This is a genomic window from Rhodopirellula sp. SH410 (assembly GCF_055811895.1).
The window spans coordinates 3,796,982-3,814,189 of record NZ_CM147949.1 but is presented as its reverse complement, the minus strand read 5'-3'; the positions used below and the strand labels follow the sequence as shown (position 1 = coordinate 3,814,189).

The window sequence follows — 17,208 nt, the reverse complement described above, 5'->3', positions numbered from 1 at the left end:
TTCGGGCCACTCGTTGGTCTCGAAATGATGTGATGTCTCTAGCATTACTCAATGCGAATTCGTTACATCATTAGTTGGTGATTGTTCCCTGTCCTGTCCCTGCAAGGTGTTAAAGATGTTGAGTTTGATCCGCCCGATTATGTATCTGAGCCTGTTTTGTCTGACCCTGGTTGCCGTTTCCGCAACCGCTGCTGAGAAGACTTGCGAAACGAAGACCTGCGAAGCGAAGACCTGCGAAGCGAAGACTTGCGAAGCGAAGACTTGCGAAGCGAAGACTTGCGAAGCGAAGAAAACCTGTGAATCCAAGCAATGCTGCAAATCGACGAAGACCTGCGACTCGAAGAAAGGCTGCTGTGCGGCAAAATCGGCTTGTTCATCGAAAGAATGCCCAGTCGAAACCGCGATGGCAAAACTTCCTAAGATGACGTATCTCGTCGGAACCGAAGCAACTTGCTGCAGCAAGTCAGCCGACACGCTCGCTAAAACCACCGAACAACCCATTCAATATGTCGTTGGTGATGAGAAATTCGATTCCCAAGCTGCCGCAATGACATTGCTCGTCAGCAAAACCGAAGCGATGGTGTCGAAGTTCACGACCGCTTCGAAATGCGAACGTTCGGGAACCACCACGATCGCCGGGCGTTCATGCCAGTGCCCCGTCGAAGCGGGGCAGACCGTTGAGAAAGTCAACTCAGCTGTCTCGCTCGTGGTCATGAATTACAAGGTCGGCGAGGAAACATGCAGTTGCCCCAATGCTGCCAAAACCATGGCAAAGAAGGCTGGCGTTAGTCCCGTTTTCGTCGTTGACGGTGTCGAAACGCCTTGCGAACTGTCCGCTCGCTTAGCACTTGCTCGCGCCAAGTATAAAGCGGCAATCGAAGCGATTGCCGCGAGCGAACCTGCCCAAACAAATCAGGACTCCTAGTCCCGCGACGTTGTCGCAGGACATCCATTAGGAAGTGAAACAGAACGCTTGGCAAAACCGCCAAGCGTTTTTTTGTGTCCGCACTCGGTGGAATGTATCGAGTCGCCCGGCCGCTGCTCAGCTCACTAGCTTCAAGTATCCGAATGACTCGGGAACGTGGAAGTCAGGCTCGGGCGTCCGGGGATCGACCCAGCTCATCCAGCGTTCGTTTACCCGATCGTCTGCGGTGTGCTGGAATTCGGCGCGGTAGATGCCGAACCGGATCATGCGGCCGCAATCGGGTTCGGGGAAGCCGAGGGACCGAAGCGACGTCCAGGGAATCAGCCCGTGCACCGCGTAACCCGCAGGGGTTTGCCCACCGGCAGCCTCCAGCCCGGGAAGCGTCCAGGAGAAATCAAATTCGCGGTAGTGCGAAGCCCGATAGTCCAGAACTCGCCCCAGCGGATCGATCTCCACACAGAAGTAGTCCGCCAACTCCTCGTCCACGGCAAAGAACATCTCGACACGGTCCTCAAAAACGACGTCCTGCTTGCTGCGGAAATTTTCCGCTAAGACGATGTCGTCATCTTCGACACGAAATGCAAAGTACAGCGAGTGCGAATCGTAAACAGCACGGAACTCAGTACGCGGCGCATCGCATTGTTCCCAGGGAAAACTCAACCCGGTTTCAAGATTCGCTTGTGCCCATGCGGAGCATGCTAACCCACCGTCTGGCATGCTCTCGACGTTGGGAATTCGACGGGCTTCGTAGATTTTGGGCGTGATCATTCGCGAATCCTTTTGTCGCAATCGCTACGGTATTGACCGGGCGTCTGCCCAGTCGTCCGTTTGAAACAGTAGCACATGGCTTCCACGTAAGCGAATCCAGCCAGTTGCGAGATCCTGGCCAGTGGATAGTCGGTCATCGACAGGAGATACTTCACGCGGTCGAGTTTGACCCGGGAGATCTCGGATTTCGGAGACCGGCCGAGTAACTTGGCGAAACGGCGTTCGAGCGTGCTACGAGAGATTTGCACATGTTCGATGATGTCGTTGACTTGAATCCCATCGCAAGCATGCAGACGGATGAAGTGAACAGCAGCAGCGACGTCTGCGTCGCCGACCGCGACAACGTCCGTCGATTGTCGCGCGACGACACCGAGCGGTTTCACCAAAATGGGTTCGGCAGGCTGCGTCTCGCCGTCGAGCAGTCGGTCCAACAGAGCGGCCGCCTCATATCCCACTCGCTCCGGGTCTTGTTTGATGCTGGAGAGCGGCGGATGACATAACTCGCAGATCAAGTCCTCGTCGTCCACACCGATGACCGCGACTTCCTCAGGAACCGCGATCTCTCGATCGCCACAGGCCATCAGAATTTGGTGGGCGCGAACGTCGTTACAGGCCATCACCCCGACAGGCTTGGGCAAGGAATCGACCCAGGCCGCGATCGTCTCTTCGGATCGCAGTTCGGAATCTTCAGCTGTGGCGATTGATACGGTGTTGGATTGACCGTGGCTTTCGTAGACATGTACCTCAAAGCCCTTGCGATTCAAGCACTCAACGAAATACTCGGATCGTGTTTCAGACGAGTAGATGCCGGGGAGCCCACAATAGGCGAAGTGCTGCAGTCCACGCTCGATCAGATGCTCGGCAGCCAAGTAAGCAATCTCACGGTTGTCCGTAATCACACTGGGAAAACCGCCAGCCTGCCCGCGTTCAAACAGATCCACGGTGGGCAAGTTCATTTGCACAATCTGCTCGAGCAGCTCATCGTTCTCGATGCGAGCAATCATCCCGTCACCGTCCCAATCCCGCAGCCAACCGGGCGCGACATCACACAAGCTTCGCTCGGTTTGGTAAATCTTCCAAGTCCCGTGAGCCTTGGCATAGGCTGCGATCCCACGCAGCACGCCCCGCCCATATGCACGGGACCACTCGACCAACAACGCGATTTTCCGGCGTCGGTGCAATGCAGTGTCTCGATCAGCAAAGGGGATGGGGCGCAGGCGTTTAAGATGCCGAGTATTCGTAACGTGTCACTGCGGTGATCCGGATCCGGCCTCGCATGGACCGCGATATTGTACTCATAGTGCGGTTCAGCTGCATCAGGAGGACGTTGTGCGAAGGTTGAACTGTGACGCAAAATCATAAATGGTTTGACGGACTTCATCATTGCTGGTGGTCTGCGGTGCTCTAGAATCAACCTCGAACTGGAACCCCGCTCGTGAATTCTGGCGGGCAAATTTGAAATTCGAGCCAGGCCCACGCTGCGGCCTGAAGCATTCCTTCAGCTATCTCCAGGGGAGATTCCGTCATGAAAGTGCGAAACGTTCTGTTAACCGGCGCGGGAGGGAAGATCGGCCAGGCTGCGCTGCCCGAGCTTGTCAAAGCGGGCTACTCCGTTCGGGCGCTAGAGTACAGCGACGGGCTGAAGGTGGAACCGGCGGAAAACGTCGAAGTCATCACGGGTGATTTACGAGACCCATCGCTCGCCAAGCGATTGATCGAAGACATGGACGTGGTCATTCACATGGCCAATGTCAAGGAACACAAAGATCTGTTTCTGGACGTCAACGTCAAAGGCACTTTCTACTTGCTTGACGCGATCAAAGAGGCCGGTCACGTCAAACAGTTCATCCAGGCGGGCTCCGATGCGCGTGCGGGAATCTACTACTATCCCCAACCGATTCCGATCGCCGAGAATCAGCGTCATGCAGGCTACCCCGGCTACTATCCCTTGTCCAAGGTGCTCGAAGAGGTGATGTGTGAGCAGTACCAAATCATGTACCAGACGCCCATCACCATCTTGCGGTTCTCCTGGGTGCACGACGAGGATGACATTCTCGCTCACGTGACACTTCAAGAACCCAATCTTGGCGTGCCAGTCTGGAAGGATTGGGCCGTGACTGCTCAACAGAAAGCATGCTTCGAAAATGGAACGGATGCCGTCGCCTGTTTGGTTCATCCAGATGGTAGCGCCGGCAAGCGACATATCGTCGGCATCCATGACGTGGTGCAATCCATTCTCCTATCGATCGGAAATCCGACGGCGATTGGAGAAACCTTCAATGTGTCCGGTCCCGCCCCCTTCGCATACGACGTCTTGGCGGATTACGTCGCGGAGAAGTTGAATCTTCCGGTCGTGAAATTCGAAGTGGGTGAGTTCAACGATTTCTGCATTGATATGAGCAAGTCTCGATCCGTGCTTGGATTCAAACCCGAGTATGACATCTTCCGCATCGTCGATGACGCGCTGCAGTTTCGAGCCGACGGAAAAACGCGTTCCACATGCCTGTATCCCGGGTAGTACCTGACGCACGCCATGTTCCCCATACGACAGTAAGAGAACCTATTATGAGCAGCAAACTAGTCTTCTCCCATATCGGAATCGTCACGACAGAGAAGAAACCGGGTGAGGTTTTCGTGCCCGCCACTCGGGTCTGGGTCACTGATTTTCAAAATCATCCTATCCATGTGGAGTGGCTGCGATTCGAACCTGACAGCCCGGTTCAGGGACCGGTCCGCGAGATGTCTCATGTGGCCTATGAGGTGGACAGTATCCGCGAAGCCGCCGCAGGAATGAAAGAGTTATTGGCACCTTTTGATGCCGGAATCGCCACGGTCGGCTTCTATCAAAGTCACGACGGCGCCGTCGTCGAATTCATGGAAATGAAGCCGCAGGAGTAACGTCCAACTCGCTCGTGACAATCGTTCCAAACTACGAAGCAACGACCACCCAAAGGAATATGACGATGAAAATCAGCGCCAGTTATTGGATGTTTGAAGGCGGGCTGGAGGCGACATTGCCGGTGGCCGATGCGATGGCTCAGGCGAAAGACCTGGGCTTTGATGCGATCGAACTCTGTGTTGCCCGTTCCGGCGTGTTGACCCATGAGAGCACGCAGGCCGAATGCGAAGCGATTGTGGCCAAAGCCACGGAGTTGGGAATCGAAATCTCGAGTGTGGCCAGCGGTGAGAGCTGGGGCTGTTCACCGACCGATGACGATCCAGCGATTCGCAGGAAGATCGTTGAATTCACGAAAGCGGCGTTGCAGATTGCAAAGTGGCTCGGTACGGATGCCTATCTCTTTGTGCCCGGTGCTGTGGATGTGTTTTTTCTCGAAAACAGTACAGTTGTGCCTTACGACGTCTGCTACGATCGCGCCAAACTGGCGGTCGAGCAGATTCTGCCGACAGCAGAACGACTGGGCGTGACGCTTGGTATTGAGAACGTTTGGAACAAGTTCTTACTCAGTCCGTTGGAAATGCGAGACTTCATCGATAGCTTCGACTCCCGTGCCGTGGGCAGCTATTTCGATGCAGGCAACGTGTTGCTGACCGGATACCCCGAACATTGGGTGAAGATTCTGGGCGAGCGAATTGTGCGAGTCCACGTTAAGGATTTTAGGAAGTCCGTCGGGACCGCCGAAGGCTTTGTCGATATGCTCGAAGGGGATCTGGATTTCCAGACGCTGAAAACAGCGCTGGCTCAAATCGGATACGACGGATATGTCACCGCTGAGATGCTGCCGTATCAGCCGGGTCGACCTGAGAAAACGGCTGCGGCGATGAAGAAACTATTCAAATAAGGACTACATAATGACTCGTGTTGGAATCATCGGCCTGGGCTTCATGGGCAAGATGCACTTTCGCTGCTACCAAGCTTTGGACGATGTCGAGGTTGTGGCGATTTGTGACATTGATCAAACGAAATTTGAAGGCGACGGTGCCGCCTCCGGGAATATCGAGGGTGCCGACGCGCCGTTCGATCTCGCTGGCATCGCTCTGTATGACGACTTCGACAAAATGTTGGCCGAGGCGAATCTGGATGCCGTGTCGGTAACGCTGCCAACGTACATGCATCGGGACTATACGATCAAGGCGCTTCAGGCAGGTGTGAACGTACTGTGCGAGAAGCCGTTGGCATTGAACACCCAGGATGGGCAGGAGATGATCGTGGCTGCCGATCAGCATGGGAAACTACTGCAAGTCGGCCATTGCATCCGGTTCTGGCCTGAATATGCCAAAACTAAAGAGATTGTTGATTCGGGGCAATATGGCAAAGTCCTCGCGGCGACCTTCCAACGATTGAGCCTGACGCCGACCTGGTCCTGGCAAGGCTGGTTGATGGACGAATCCAAGGGCGGTTCGGCTGCCCTGGACATGCACATCCATGATTCCGACTTTGTGCAGTACCTATTCGGCATGCCCCAAGCAGTCTTCAGCCGCGCCGCACGGGGGCCTTCGGGGGGTGACGACCACATCGTCACACAATATCTCTATGACGAATCCTGTGCCATTACCGCCGAAGGGGGCTGGGCGATGGCCGCTCCCTTTGGTTTTGAGATGAGCTTCAACATTGTCCTGGAAAAGGCAACCATCGTCTACGACTGCACACGTGATCCGGCATTCAAAGTCTGCCCCGCCGAAGGCGATACCTATTTTCCCGAGATTGCTACCGGCGACGGCTATTCCAACGAGATCGAGCACTTCGTCAAAGCCGTTCGTGGCGAGAGTGTTCCAGACATTATCTCACCGGCCCAGTCGGTGGAGTCGCTACGCCTCGTGCTGGCGGAGAAGCAATCGGCTGCTTCGGGCGATAAGGTGACACTGTAAGCGAACGACGCGAGGAAAACCCGGTGACACAACTGCTTCGATGATGCTCACCGCTGCAGTTGGTTCAGCCAGCGGTGTGACGGCTACATTTCGCCCCATGCGTCAACATGGGGACGGCTCACGAGAGTTGCACGCAACCTCACCGTGACTCGCGAGTGGCAACCGCAGCGAAGTGCTGCCGTAGAAATCGCTGCTAAGCACCTGTGCAGAAGTTTTCGTATGGAATTAGCCGATGGGCGCTAACGCCGGTTCTCGACACGCTCCGCGTTTCACGCGGTAACCGGGGCTAGCGCTGGACCGCTAAATCGTTGAGGTTGACGCGATTAACCTGCCTTGCATTTTGATTCCAAGCGAAGCAAAAGCGTCCCAGTCTCCCCTCTCCCCCGCGAAGCGTGGGGCAGAGGGGAGGCTGGGCAATTTGGTCTGGTCTTCAGGAGGCGGAGATGCAGAAGAAAACTTACGCAATGCAAAAGCATTGCCACCCCAAAGGTTTAGCGGTCCAGGCTAGCATCCAGTCGGCTAATCTCGGGGTTCTATCCCAGAACTTATACGTATTTGCTTAGTTTCGATCAAAAAGTGAATGAAGAGAACCTTAGGCCGGCATGAGCGGAACGCTCGTCCGGAAATTCCGAACTCGTAGAGGGAGACGTAGCCATGACGCGGCATCTGGAAGACAGGAATGTTCGTTGGGGAGTGATTGGGCTGGGGTGGTTCGGCGAAATCCATGCCGAGACGCTTGCCCAGATGCCAGGGATCGACTTGGCCGGTTTGTGTACGCGGCGATCGGAACGATTGCAAGAACTCGGCGAACGGTTTGATGTCGCAGGCCGATACGCTGACTATCGCGAACTGCTCAACGACTCGTCGATCGATGCGGTCAGCATCACGACGCACCTGCACGACCACCGCGACATCGCCGTCGCTGCTCTACGCGCCGGCAAACATGTGTTCTTGGAAAAGCCCATGGCGCCGACGGTGGCGGATTGTAACGAGATCATCGAGGCAGCCAAGGAAAGTAGTGCGCTGTTCATGGTAGGGCACATTTGCCGCTTCGACCCTCGGGTTGCTTTAGCGAAACAGGCGATTGATGAAGGTCGCTTGGGACGGATTATATCGATGCACGCCCGACGCAACCTCTCCAAGGCGGTTGGCGAAGCGAACCTGGACAAGGTTTCAGCCTTGATGGGCGACGCGATTCATGACGCGGACCTGATGCTGTGGTTCACCGGTGCCGCTCCCGTCAGTGTCTACGCGCAAGAAGTTCATCCCGGCGTGTGCAAGTATCCGGACGCAGCGTGGGCGATGATCCGCTTCGACAATGAAGCCGTGGGGGTGGTCGAATCGATCTGGCATCTACCCAATAACACGCCCTACGCCATCGACGCACGCATGGAAATCATCGGTACCGAGGGCGCCTTGTACGTGAACTGCGGGCAAGCCGGATTGGAAATCCACGCCGCCGACGGGTTGAGCATGCCCGATACGATGTACTGGCCGATGATCTTTGGCGAGCGTTTTGGCATCCTGCGCAGTGAACTGCGGTACTTTGCTGACTGCATCGTCCAAGGCAAGGCCCCTGACCGGATCACGCCCGATCAGTCTCGAGACGTCGTCGCGTTGATCGCCGCAGCAGAACAGTCGTCGCGCACCGATGCGGTTGTACGATTTTAGAGCCCCCCGTTGAAAAACACGCTTCCGTCAGAGCCACTCCGTTTTTCGAAAGGAGGGGGCTGGCAACGACGGTATCGTGCCCTGGTGAGAATGGGAAATTGCCAGGGGCGGTATCTCGCCAATGCCCGCCGAGAAGCACATCCGGGGCGATCACTTGGCATTGCTCGTTAAACTGCGAGCCCAGAAACCCGTGTTTCGCCTGCTCGCTCGCGGGCCCTTGCGTTTCAATGCGAAAATCTGATGGGACTTGCTGGCGAACACGAAGATTCCGGTTATCGCTAAAGACGCGTGCGACCGTGTGCCGAAGGCTTACCGATAGGATCACTGTTTGCCCCGCAACTGGCTGACACACCGATTACAGGTGGGACGGGAGTGCACCTGACAGTTTGCAGGTTTAAGCTGCGACGTAGGCGCGGCAACCGTTGGCCGTTTGTTGGGCGTGCTTCCAATAGCGTTCTATTGGCTTGCTGTCGCTAATGTACGCCGCTCGCAGGCCCAAAACGGCCTCTCCGCCAGCGGTCGACCAGAATTTCTCGCTTCCTTTGATGCGGCGATTGACCTGCTTGACCGTCGATTCCATGATCGAACTCGTTAGCGGATAGCCACGCCGACGGTACTCCGGATAGTTCATTCGCCCCCGATGGTTGCGATAGTAAACTCGCGATCGACGAACAATCTCTCGAGGGTCCGTGTCGCTCGCATCGGCAGGAGGATCCCCAAGTTCCTTCTGGTGCTGATCCAATTCCAGGATCACTTCGTCGACCTTTCCCTGCCAAACCCATGTTGCGAAACGACGATAGCACTCCCATGATTGCGGCTGCTTATCGTAGATCACGCGGGCAGCTGCCAAGCTGTAAGACAATGCGTGCATGATGTCCAGCACGCTCGTGAAGTTGCCAAACCACTGCTGCTGCATCTCTTCGATCGCCGAGGATCCATCGGAGACAAAGACCCTTTCAGTCGCCTTGAAAAAGCCGGCGTACCAAGCGGAACTGGCTGCCATCGGCCCAAACTCCTTCCAGGTTTGACCGCTAGCAACCACGTCTTTACTGAGCAGTTCAGGCCGTTGCCAAGGAGACTCCTGCGTCACCTCGACGCGCTGGCCCTTGGGGTTTTCCCCAGCAACGCACCCCATATCAGCAAGCTTTTTGGCGATGCAAACGTCTTGCAGGAAGTCAGGCAACTCCGCGTCAGGATCTTCCTGGTGTGACTTAGTTTTCATCGACAGTAAGATCGCCATTCGACTTTCTTTCCAAAAACTACCCGATTCAGGTTTCTCGCCAGCGCGATCGAATCGCTGGTACCGACCGCCATCGCTCATCACCACCGCCAGTTCAGGAGCCTCTTTGTCAGCGGGCCCCGAGTAGTTCTGATCGGGAATGGATTTCTCGAGGAAGGCGTCCTGCAAGATCTTCTCAAGTGCGCGCCGAGCCTTACCGTTTCGCAGCGTAGCCAGTCGGATCCGTTCGGTCTTGATGTCCAGTTCAGCCAGTTCTTTCAAATCGTCACTGGCGATCTGATAGCTGGCCTTGTTGGCTCCCGCGTAAACCATCTTGCGTTCGACCTTGGGGCTGACGGTGGCTTCAACGCGAAGCGCCAATTCAGCGAGCCGAGGGAAAAAAAGACCGGCGACATCGCCGGCAATAGAAGCCTTCGTTGATCCACTCGACTTCACCGCGAGCGGATTGAATGATCATCGGCTCGTCGTCGTCAGGGTCGTGCGGCTTGGGCACGGCTTTGCACTTTGGACAGCGAATGGGCTTTTCTTCGTCGGGCAGATCCTTGGCCGAATCGTTCAGTGCCATCGAACTGAGCAGATCGGTTAGGGCATTGGTTTCGATTTCCAGCTCATCGAAGGTCTTGGGCGTCCCGTCGTCGTGGTAACGACCACCATTGATTTCATTTAATTCCTTGGCGAGCTCGAGCGCTCGAGCGCGATTCTTGGGTGAAATGGCCATCCTAGCCCTCCTGGTTTATCCGAAGTGAACCGTGAAACCGGGATTCTGACCGATCTACAGATCAAAGGCCATGCCAATTGCAAACCGTCAGGTGCACTCGTGGGACGGCCCTCTGACGAATCGCACTGGGCGGGAGGGCGATGAACGTGATAGGCTGAGAACGACGCCATTCCTTGGACGGCTGTCTCGTTTGATCGATTCAACCGTGTTGGCATGCCCATTTGCCTCTCGATCTACTCTACTCGCGATCCTTGCCGGCTTTTTGCCGACGTGGAAATGACTACCGGGCTTCTTGACCCACACCCGATCTGCGTGACACCGCCACGCGATTGCCAAGAAAGTTCCTGCCGACGGCGGCGCGGATATTTGTATCGAACACGCCGTCATCGCGATCACTGATCAATGGATTCAGCGAGCAGCGAAGAGGCGAACCTTCCGTCAAAGCATCGCAGAACCATGACCAGTCAAACGGATTCCCAGCACGTCAGCGGCGCCGAGAAAATCCATCAACCCGCGCGGTTGTGGTGGCCCTATCCGAATGTGTTACGCGATTCGGTCGTCTTGACGGTAGTTTGTAGTGGCGGATTATGCGTACTTAATCGTTGCTACTCTGGCGGCGAGTTCGACAGGCGACTCACCGGTGAGAACGGCATTTTAGAAATGGTTCAGTTGGGTGTCCTGGTGGCAACGGTCGCTGTGGGACTGTTTGCCTTGTCCCGCACGACGGTGTCGAGTTGGCGAACGGTTGGGATCGCATTGGCGTGTGTCGCGGTCGTGGGAGCATCCCGAGAGATCCCATCGCTCGAATCACTTCCTCGAATCAACGAAGCGGGGCTCGGACCAGGCACCGAGACGAGTTTCGCAGTGCCTCGCTACTGGAAACATCTGGTGATTTTGTGCGCGGGTTTGTTGTTCTTCGCCCGTGGAGCCTACGCGTGGTTTGCCTACCCAGCCGACAGGAAAATCTGGTTCTCCCCCTCGTTCATTTGGCCAGCGGTGCCGTTTGCGGCCTGTTTGGTGTTGTCGGAGTCTTTTGAGCGATCTGGTTGGCTCATCGCCGAAGAAGGTATCGAAATCATTGCCTATGCAATGATGCTGACCACTGCGATCTGGGTCGCACGGAATGCTGAAACATTCAGTCAAGCACAACTTGACTCCGACCGTTCATCAGGGGGCCCAGCTACGATCCTACTCTCCGAACACCTGCCGCTCCCACAGGCGGAGGACATTCGACGACGGCGGGCCGCATAGCGCAGGCATCGACCGCTCCTGCACGCCCACACCACTGAAACGGCCTCACTCCGTTTCGCCTAGATACCGAAAGACGAGCTCGTCCCAGGCGTCGCTTTCTCGGTAGCGAAGTAGTTGCTCGTTGAGTGGTTTGCGAAGGTTGCTCTCAGGACGCAAGGCAATCGCATACTCTTGGACATTGAACAAAATGGGTACGACGTCGATCCGGTTGATGAACTCACCGCTGGCTAAGTACTTGAGCAACGCGGAGTCATAAACGACCGCGTCGGCCTTATCATCAGCGACCGCCTGGATCGCCTCTTCAGGTGTCTGGTAGCCTCGAAAGAGGATTCGCCGTTGCCGCAAATATTCCGCGTTTGTACTCGAGTTCACGGTCGCGACGCGAATGTGATCCAAGTCGGTCACGCGGGAGATTGTCGTGTCGAGCGTTTGCACGGTCAGAACCGACGTAATCACGCCGGTTAAGATCGACACCATAATGATGCTCGATAACATCGCCAATCCAGCGAGCAGTCGTCCCATCGCACTCGCCGGAACAACTCCCTTGTTGCCTAGTAGAAGCGTCGTCGACCACCAAACGCCCATCCCGATTCCTCGCCGCCGCCTGCCACCGAACATTGTCGAATTGTGATTTCGCTCAAATAGCCAGAACAGAAAACCGCACACAATGACCACTCCGATCAAGGCGAAAACAAACTTGATCAATCGGCTCGATACGACTCGGCGCAACAACGCACCCAAGTTGGATCGCTTCCGCGCGCTGACTGCAATGCCGAGGCCGGTAGAAAAATGTGGATGGCAAAACCCGACGCGTTCGTGACGGTCTGCTGTCACACTGATCGCAGCTACCGCGGCATCGAGTTGCCCCGTCTCCAGCCCGGTCAGCATTTCGTCGAGAGTCAACTCCTCAAACTGGAAATCAAGATCTAACTCATGGGCCAAGTGCTTCCATAGTTCGATGCTGATTCCCGTCCACGATCCATCCGGCTGTTTGAGTGCGAAAGGTGGACTCTGCTTTGTGCCGACTTTCAGTACGATGTGCTCAGCCTCTTCTACGCCGGCGGTTCCAGAGGCAGTCTCTTGGCCCAATGCGAAATTGCCCGGAACATGAATCGCAACAAAGAACAGGGCGATTGCTGCAATCAACCTTCGAATCGAAATACCGCACATGGCAACAGTCCAGTGACGCACAAACTGATTGGGGGTGATGATCTCTCAGCAACCATCGTTTGACTCGGGGGACGCGGTGACTGTGGCGGCAATGCAATTCCCAACCGCTGCGTCAATTGGCGGAACACTCCTAGACGCCAATACCGAGTGTCTCTCGGCTCCTCGCGTCATTCCATCGACGATCGCGGGTGATTGTAGCGAATGGACGTTGTCTGATCCACGTCAGGTTGCCGGCTGCGTAGAGGCTGGCCGGGTAGATTGGGGGCAGGGGAGGGCAGCGTCAAGCGGAGCCCGCAATCCGTCGTGAACACGAAATCCGAGTTTCGCCCCGATTCGATGCGACGCGTTCTCAACGTGACGCTAGTAATCTAAACTTCGGTGTCGATCGGTATCCCTAAACTCTTCTCGAATCGAGAGATCTCCAGTGACTTTTTCTACGACGCAACCCGAGCTGATTCGCCGATTTGCCTGTTGTCTCTCGACAGTCATCGCGATGGCGACGGTTGCTTGGGGTGGCATGCTACGGGCGGAAACTGGTCAGGACAACTCTCCTGCGGCACGACCGCTAATGGCGTACGTGGGCACGTTCAGTTCACCGCTGGGCGATGTTCTGCCGACTCAGGTTGATCTGCCGCCGGGCAACGGTCGTGGCATTCACCTCTTTGAGGTCAATCGTGATACAGGCGCCCTGCGTGCTGCGGGGACGGTTGATATTGGCACGAGTCCAGATTGTTTGGTGATTAATGCTGCAGGAAATCGGCTTTACAGTAGTAACGAGACCGATCGATTTGGCGAAGCCAAGCAGGGATCGATTAGCGCCTTCGCGATCGATCCCATCAATGGCCAGCTAACGCTGCTCAACACCGTCGCGTCCGAGGGTGACGGGCCTACCTATGTCAGCATCCACCCCGCGGGTCAATTTTTGTTCGTGGCGAACTACTTTAGCGGTTCGATCGCCGTATTCCCCATTCTGCCCGACGGTCGCTTGGGCCAGGCGACAGATGTCAAACAGGATACGGGAACGATCGGCCCGACGAAGGCGACGCATGCGCCGCCAGGCAGCTTCGCCATCAGCGGACACGATCGCACACATGCGCACATGGTCCGTTCCGATCCCTCTGGGCGGTACGTGCTGCATGTGGATCTAGGACTCGATAAAATCTATGTCTGGAAGTTCAATGATCAGGATGGCACGCTGACGCCAAACGATCCGGCCAGCGTTGCGCTACCGCCAGGCGACGGGCCCCGACATTTTGATTTTCACCCTAACGGTCGCTGGCTGTACTCTATCCAAGAAGAGGGGTCGACGATCGTGTTATTTGACTACGACGCGACCGGACGTCTGCACAGTCGTCAAACCATCTCATCACTGCCGCCAAACTTTGCGGGCAGTAATTTTTGCTCCGAAATCCTGGTGTCCAACGATGGGAAGTTTCTGTATGCCGGCAATCGTCTGCACGATAGCGTAGGCATCTTTGCAATTGGACCGGACGGCGAACTCACCGCAGTGGGCAACGAATGGACTCGTGGCGACTACCCTCGAAGTTTCAATTTCGACCCCAGCGGTCAGTTCCTCTATGTCTGCAATCAACGGGCCGACAACGTCACCATATTCAATGTGGACCGACGAACCGGTTTGCTGGACTTTACCGGGGACTACACCCCCGTCGGCAACCCATCGAGTATCGTGTTTCTTGATCTCGCAAAATAACGTTTGCAATGAGGCGTCGCGAAGCCCTTGGTCCGTCGCAGAACACTCGCGGGCGGCAGGACGCAGAGGAAGCGGCTTGTCGGCTCATCCGACGGTAAGGTGCGTGGGAGTACAGTGGAAGTATTTTTTAGGGCATAAATCCAGTATCCAATCTGTTTTCAAAGAAGCGTCCCTGCCGAACGAATGTTCGGCAGGGACTGGCAACACCATTGGCGTACCATCGACCGGGATAAGCCCGCACCTCTGCAGAGCTTCGCTCCGTTTCTCCCGGCAAATCCCGGGTAGGCTCCGGTGCACCGCTTCGCCGGAGCAGCTAAAACGTTTGCGTGAGCGATGGGGCCGCCACCGACAATTATTTCGCCCGCAGTTGCTCGTCGGCAAATGCTAGATACTGTTCCCAATCGTAGGCCGTGATGGCATGATCGCCCGTCCGCAAATGGTATCCGATTGCCGTATGGATCGGGTGATCAGGGTCAGGCATCGAGTGCTGCGATAACGCCTGTTTGCGGAGCAACTCGTACACCGGGCTCGCCTCCTTCGCCGCGAGGAACTCGCCTTTGGGATCCGCCCAGCGATCGTTGGTGGCGCTGGCCACGTACAGCGGTCGGGGCGCGATCAACGCCAACAACATGTGCTGATCGATCGGCAATTCATTTTCCCGATGTTGGAACTGGCGGTGGTTCGCACAAAACCAATAAGAGATGGGCTTCATCATGTGGTGGATCCGCTCTCCATAGCATCGCCGGTAAAGTGCCGCTCCACCACATCCCGAGCAATTGCTGACCACCATTGCGAATCGTGGGTCACGAGCCCCCGCCCACAATGCGGCTTTCCCCAGTCGCGAATGACCAATCACCGCCACACGTGTTGCATCGACCCGGGGTTCGGTTTCCAAATAGTCAAGTGCTCGTGATAACGCCCAAGCCCAGGCTCCGATCGATCCCCACTGATCATCATCCGGTGAAGTTTGCCCCTCTCGATAGAACAGCGGATGGACGCCATCGGTGAAGTCGATACGGTAGCGGTCGGGGTCCACTTGATGCCGCGCCAGAGTTGCCACGGCATACCCACGATCGATCACCGTCTCCAACTGCCATCGTTCGGACGATGAGCCGCGATCAAACCCGCCGCCTCCTAGCAAAATGGCGGGATCTGAACTGACCGTGTGATTCCCATTGAAATTCATGCCCAGAAACGCAGGGGCGGGCTCCTCCAAACCGTTGGGGACGTAGATGAGCAGGTCGATGCGGTACTGCTCCGGTCCAAAATATGCAGCGATCTGAGTTCGAGTCGCCTTTCCATCGAACGCTTCCGAATCGGTCTCAATCACTTCGTATCGAACGGCCAGCGTCTTATCAGGAGTCTTTCCGAACACTGAATCCTCAAATAGCTCCAGTACTTCTGATCGGCGATGCTCAATCCATTCGTCTGGACCGACAGCATGCCCGGCGTTGTCAATCAACGGATCCGGCAATGTGAACTGGGGGACCTTGCTTTCGTCGTAATTCGTGTCCGCAGGTTCGGCTGCGAACGCAGCGCAGGCGGTCATCAACCCAAGGGATATCAAGATGGATCGCAACATAGGTCACTCAATTAGAAGGGAGAGGGGACAGAGTACCGACGTCGTCATCGGAACCGTCAGCAACTTACGACTCAAAGCTGCTTGAGAAAAATATCCTTGAACTGGACGGTCATCGGCCTCCCCGATCGCAACTGCAATCCGAGAATGCCCTCAAGGTCGAAATGCCCCTCCTCCTCGTCGATCAGTTCGGAGCATACCTGACCATTGATTCGCAGGATGATGTGTTGGCCTTTCGCCGAAACGTGATATTCATTCCATTCGCCTGGTGGTTTCATTTCAGCGACAGTGTGAAGGTCGTCGCGCGTGCGCTTGCCTGACTGATCGATGACGGTCCTTGTGCCGTTTGCCGTAAGCAGTTCGGGCCCGGTTCGTGAGTGCATCTCATCACAGACGCCGCCCAAGTAGGGGCCACTCTCATAGATGTCGGCTTGATACCCGATCGCCAATCCGTTGGGGGCGATTTTGCTGCGAAACTGCACGCCTGAGTTGCCTCCGTTCCCAGCAACGCGGAATTTCAGTTTCACTTCAAAATCGCGGACCTCACCACCCTGCCATACCAGGAATTGGTTCGAAGTGCAGGGGATCTCGGGAGTCGATTGCCCTGTAATCGCTCCGTCACGTACCGACCAATACTTCATCTCAAGGGCTTTCCAGCCACTCAATGTTTTCCCGTCAAAGATTGATTCGAACTCGCCCGCAGACAAATCACCTGACGAGAGGGTCATGGCGAAAACGAAAGCGAAAAGCGAACAAGATAAAGGTGATTTCATAGCAATGCTCAATACTGCCCGACATGAGTTCATCCCGGAGAAGAGTAAACGTTCTGTGGAAAGGTGAGTGACGCCCCGTTCTAAGAGTCGCCTCGCGAGGTGGCTTTTGAGGCAGACGAAGTCTGTTTCGGCGAGTACGTTGCGTGCTCGACGGCTTCTTCTTGGATCCATGGCGACACAACGCGAACGTGCCTCGGGTTGAGCAGTTGCTTATCCCTTCGCATTTCGGGTGCACCCAGTGGAGACACTGATGCGATCCGTTCGCCGAATTCGGGATCACTTGGCTCGATGTAGCCCACGTCCCAAAGGTCCTGTGCGATGACGCGTGTTCCCCCGGCTTCAGCCAGGGTATCACGATGTCGTTCGAGCCAGTGGTCTTGAAAAGTCGGTGCGATCGCATCCTGGAAGAAAACCGGTGCTGACTGAGCAAAGCTCTCGGCGCTCGATGCATCGGATGTCGCCGACAAACCGGTCAGCGTGATGATCGACCATCGACGAAAGGCCTGACGCACAAGGCATTCCTGGCAAGCAGATAGGGTGGGAGGTGAGGTGGGACCTATCAGCATAACACAAGC

At 56.0% G+C, this 17,208-nt stretch carries 16 protein-coding genes; 8 read left to right on the top strand and 8 right to left on the bottom strand.

Annotated elements, in window-relative coordinates:
• The first annotated feature begins 115 nt into the window (after nt 1-115).
• Nucleotides 116-925: a hypothetical protein gene (locus SH410x_RS13985; RefSeq protein ID WP_473677082.1), complete on the top strand. Its 810-nt coding sequence runs from the start codon at nt 116-118 to the stop codon at nt 923-925.
• A 117-nt stretch (nt 926-1,042) separates the two neighbouring features.
• Here SH410x_RS13985 and SH410x_RS13980 read toward each other — a convergent pair whose 3' ends face one another.
• Nucleotides 1,043-1,693 carry a carbohydrate-binding family 9-like protein gene (locus tag SH410x_RS13980; protein WP_473677081.1) on the bottom strand — a complete coding sequence of 217 codons (651 nt, stop codon included), beginning with the start codon at nt 1,691-1,693 and terminating at the stop codon, nt 1,043-1,045.
• Nucleotides 1,690-2,874: a XylR family transcriptional regulator gene (locus tag SH410x_RS13975; protein WP_473677080.1), complete on the bottom strand. Its 1,185-nt coding sequence runs from the start codon at nt 2,872-2,874 to the stop codon at nt 1,690-1,692. Before SH410x_RS13975 ends, SH410x_RS13980 begins: the two co-directional genes overlap by 4 nt.
• Before the next feature lie 344 nt (nt 2,875-3,218).
• Between SH410x_RS13975 and SH410x_RS13970 the strand changes: the two genes are divergently transcribed.
• From SH410x_RS13970 to SH410x_RS13950, 5 genes are all read left to right on the top strand, one after another.
• Entirely contained in the window at nt 3,219-4,211 is a 993-nt protein-coding gene (locus SH410x_RS13970; protein ID WP_473677079.1) for an NAD-dependent epimerase/dehydratase family protein, read from the top strand.
• A 47-nt stretch (nt 4,212-4,258) separates the two neighbouring features.
• Nucleotides 4,259-4,591: a VOC family protein gene (locus tag SH410x_RS13965; RefSeq protein WP_473677078.1), complete on the top strand. Its 333-nt coding sequence runs from the start codon at nt 4,259-4,261 to the stop codon at nt 4,589-4,591.
• Between the two features lie 65 nt (nt 4,592-4,656).
• Nucleotides 4,657-5,493, top strand: a complete 837-nt coding sequence (locus SH410x_RS13960; RefSeq protein WP_473677077.1) for a sugar phosphate isomerase/epimerase family protein — start codon at nt 4,657-4,659, stop codon at nt 5,491-5,493.
• Nucleotides 5,494-5,503: 10 nt separating this feature from the next.
• Nucleotides 5,504-6,520 (top strand): Gfo/Idh/MocA family protein, encoded by a 1,017-nt coding sequence (locus tag SH410x_RS13955; protein WP_473677076.1) that lies wholly within the window; start codon nt 5,504-5,506, stop codon nt 6,518-6,520.
• 654 nt (nt 6,521-7,174) lie between these two features.
• The gene (locus SH410x_RS13950; RefSeq protein ID WP_473677075.1) at nt 7,175-8,191 is read left to right on the top strand and encodes a Gfo/Idh/MocA family protein; all 1,017 of its coding nucleotides are present in this window, start codon (nt 7,175-7,177) and stop codon (nt 8,189-8,191) included.
• A gap of 394 nt (nt 8,192-8,585) precedes the next feature.
• On the opposite strand, the gene SH410x_RS13945 is transcribed toward SH410x_RS13950, so the two are convergent.
• Together SH410x_RS13945 and SH410x_RS13940 are read right to left on the bottom strand one after the other, a co-directional pair.
• A complete protein-coding gene (locus tag SH410x_RS13945; protein WP_473677074.1) occupies nt 8,586-9,791 on the bottom strand; it encodes a hypothetical protein in 1,206 nt (401 codons plus the stop codon).
• Between the two features lies 1 nt (nt 9,792).
• Nucleotides 9,793-10,149, bottom strand: coding sequence for a hypothetical protein (locus SH410x_RS13940; RefSeq protein WP_473669212.1), 357 nt, complete (start codon nt 10,147-10,149; stop codon nt 9,793-9,795).
• 456 nt (nt 10,150-10,605) lie between these two features.
• Here SH410x_RS13940 and SH410x_RS13935 point away from each other — a divergent pair, with 456 nt between their 5' ends.
• Nucleotides 10,606-11,400: a hypothetical protein gene (locus SH410x_RS13935; protein ID WP_473677073.1), complete on the top strand. Its 795-nt coding sequence runs from the start codon at nt 10,606-10,608 to the stop codon at nt 11,398-11,400.
• 45 nt (nt 11,401-11,445) lie between these two features.
• On the opposite strand, the gene SH410x_RS13930 is transcribed toward SH410x_RS13935, so the two are convergent.
• A complete protein-coding gene (locus tag SH410x_RS13930) occupies nt 11,446-12,570 on the bottom strand; it encodes a transporter substrate-binding domain-containing protein (RefSeq protein ID WP_473677072.1) in 1,125 nt (374 codons plus the stop codon).
• 424 nt (nt 12,571-12,994) lie between these two features.
• On the opposite strand from SH410x_RS13930, the gene SH410x_RS13925 reads away from it, so the two are divergent.
• Nucleotides 12,995-14,281, top strand: coding sequence for a lactonase family protein (locus SH410x_RS13925; RefSeq protein ID WP_473677071.1), 1,287 nt, complete (start codon nt 12,995-12,997; stop codon nt 14,279-14,281).
• A 352-nt stretch (nt 14,282-14,633) separates the two neighbouring features.
• Here SH410x_RS13925 and SH410x_RS13920 read toward each other — a convergent pair whose 3' ends face one another.
• The 3 genes from SH410x_RS13920 to SH410x_RS13910 all read right to left on the bottom strand — a co-directional run bounded on the left by SH410x_RS13920 (nt 14,634) and on the right by SH410x_RS13910 (nt 17,145).
• Complete coding sequence (locus SH410x_RS13920) at nt 14,634-15,863, bottom strand: alpha/beta hydrolase family protein (RefSeq protein ID WP_473677070.1); 1,230 nt, start codon at nt 15,861-15,863, stop codon at nt 14,634-14,636.
• A 71-nt stretch (nt 15,864-15,934) separates the two neighbouring features.
• Nucleotides 15,935-16,588, bottom strand: coding sequence for a 3-keto-disaccharide hydrolase (locus SH410x_RS13915; RefSeq protein ID WP_473677069.1), 654 nt, complete (start codon nt 16,586-16,588; stop codon nt 15,935-15,937).
• 125 nt (nt 16,589-16,713) lie between these two features.
• Nucleotides 16,714-17,145 (bottom strand): hypothetical protein, encoded by a 432-nt coding sequence (locus tag SH410x_RS13910; protein WP_473677068.1) that lies wholly within the window; start codon nt 17,143-17,145, stop codon nt 16,714-16,716.
• Nucleotides 17,146-17,208 lie beyond the last annotated feature (63 nt).

Coding starts and splice junctions, on each gene's coding strand:
- SH410x_RS13985 (WP_473677082.1), top strand. CDS start 116: ATGTTGAGTTTGATCCGCCCGATTATGTATCTGAGCCTGTTTTGTCTG.
- SH410x_RS13980 (WP_473677081.1), bottom strand. CDS start 1,693: ATGATCACGCCCAAAATCTACGAAGCCCGTCGAATTCCCAACGTCGAG.
- SH410x_RS13970 (WP_473677079.1), top strand. CDS start 3,219: ATGAAAGTGCGAAACGTTCTGTTAACCGGCGCGGGAGGGAAGATCGGC.
- SH410x_RS13965 (WP_473677078.1), top strand. CDS start 4,259: ATGAGCAGCAAACTAGTCTTCTCCCATATCGGAATCGTCACGACAGAG.
- SH410x_RS13960 (WP_473677077.1), top strand. CDS start 4,657: ATGAAAATCAGCGCCAGTTATTGGATGTTTGAAGGCGGGCTGGAGGCG.
- SH410x_RS13955 (WP_473677076.1), top strand. CDS start 5,504: ATGACTCGTGTTGGAATCATCGGCCTGGGCTTCATGGGCAAGATGCAC.
- SH410x_RS13950 (WP_473677075.1), top strand. CDS start 7,175: ATGACGCGGCATCTGGAAGACAGGAATGTTCGTTGGGGAGTGATTGGG.
- SH410x_RS13940 (WP_473669212.1), bottom strand. CDS start 10,149: ATGGCCATTTCACCCAAGAATCGCGCTCGAGCGCTCGAGCTCGCCAAG.
- SH410x_RS13935 (WP_473677073.1), top strand. CDS start 10,606: ATGACCAGTCAAACGGATTCCCAGCACGTCAGCGGCGCCGAGAAAATC.
- SH410x_RS13930 (WP_473677072.1), bottom strand. CDS start 12,570: ATGTGCGGTATTTCGATTCGAAGGTTGATTGCAGCAATCGCCCTGTTC.
- SH410x_RS13920 (WP_473677070.1), bottom strand. CDS start 15,863: ATGTTGCGATCCATCTTGATATCCCTTGGGTTGATGACCGCCTGCGCT.
- SH410x_RS13915 (WP_473677069.1), bottom strand. CDS start 16,588: ATGACCCTCTCGTCAGGTGATTTGTCTGCGGGCGAGTTCGAATCAATC.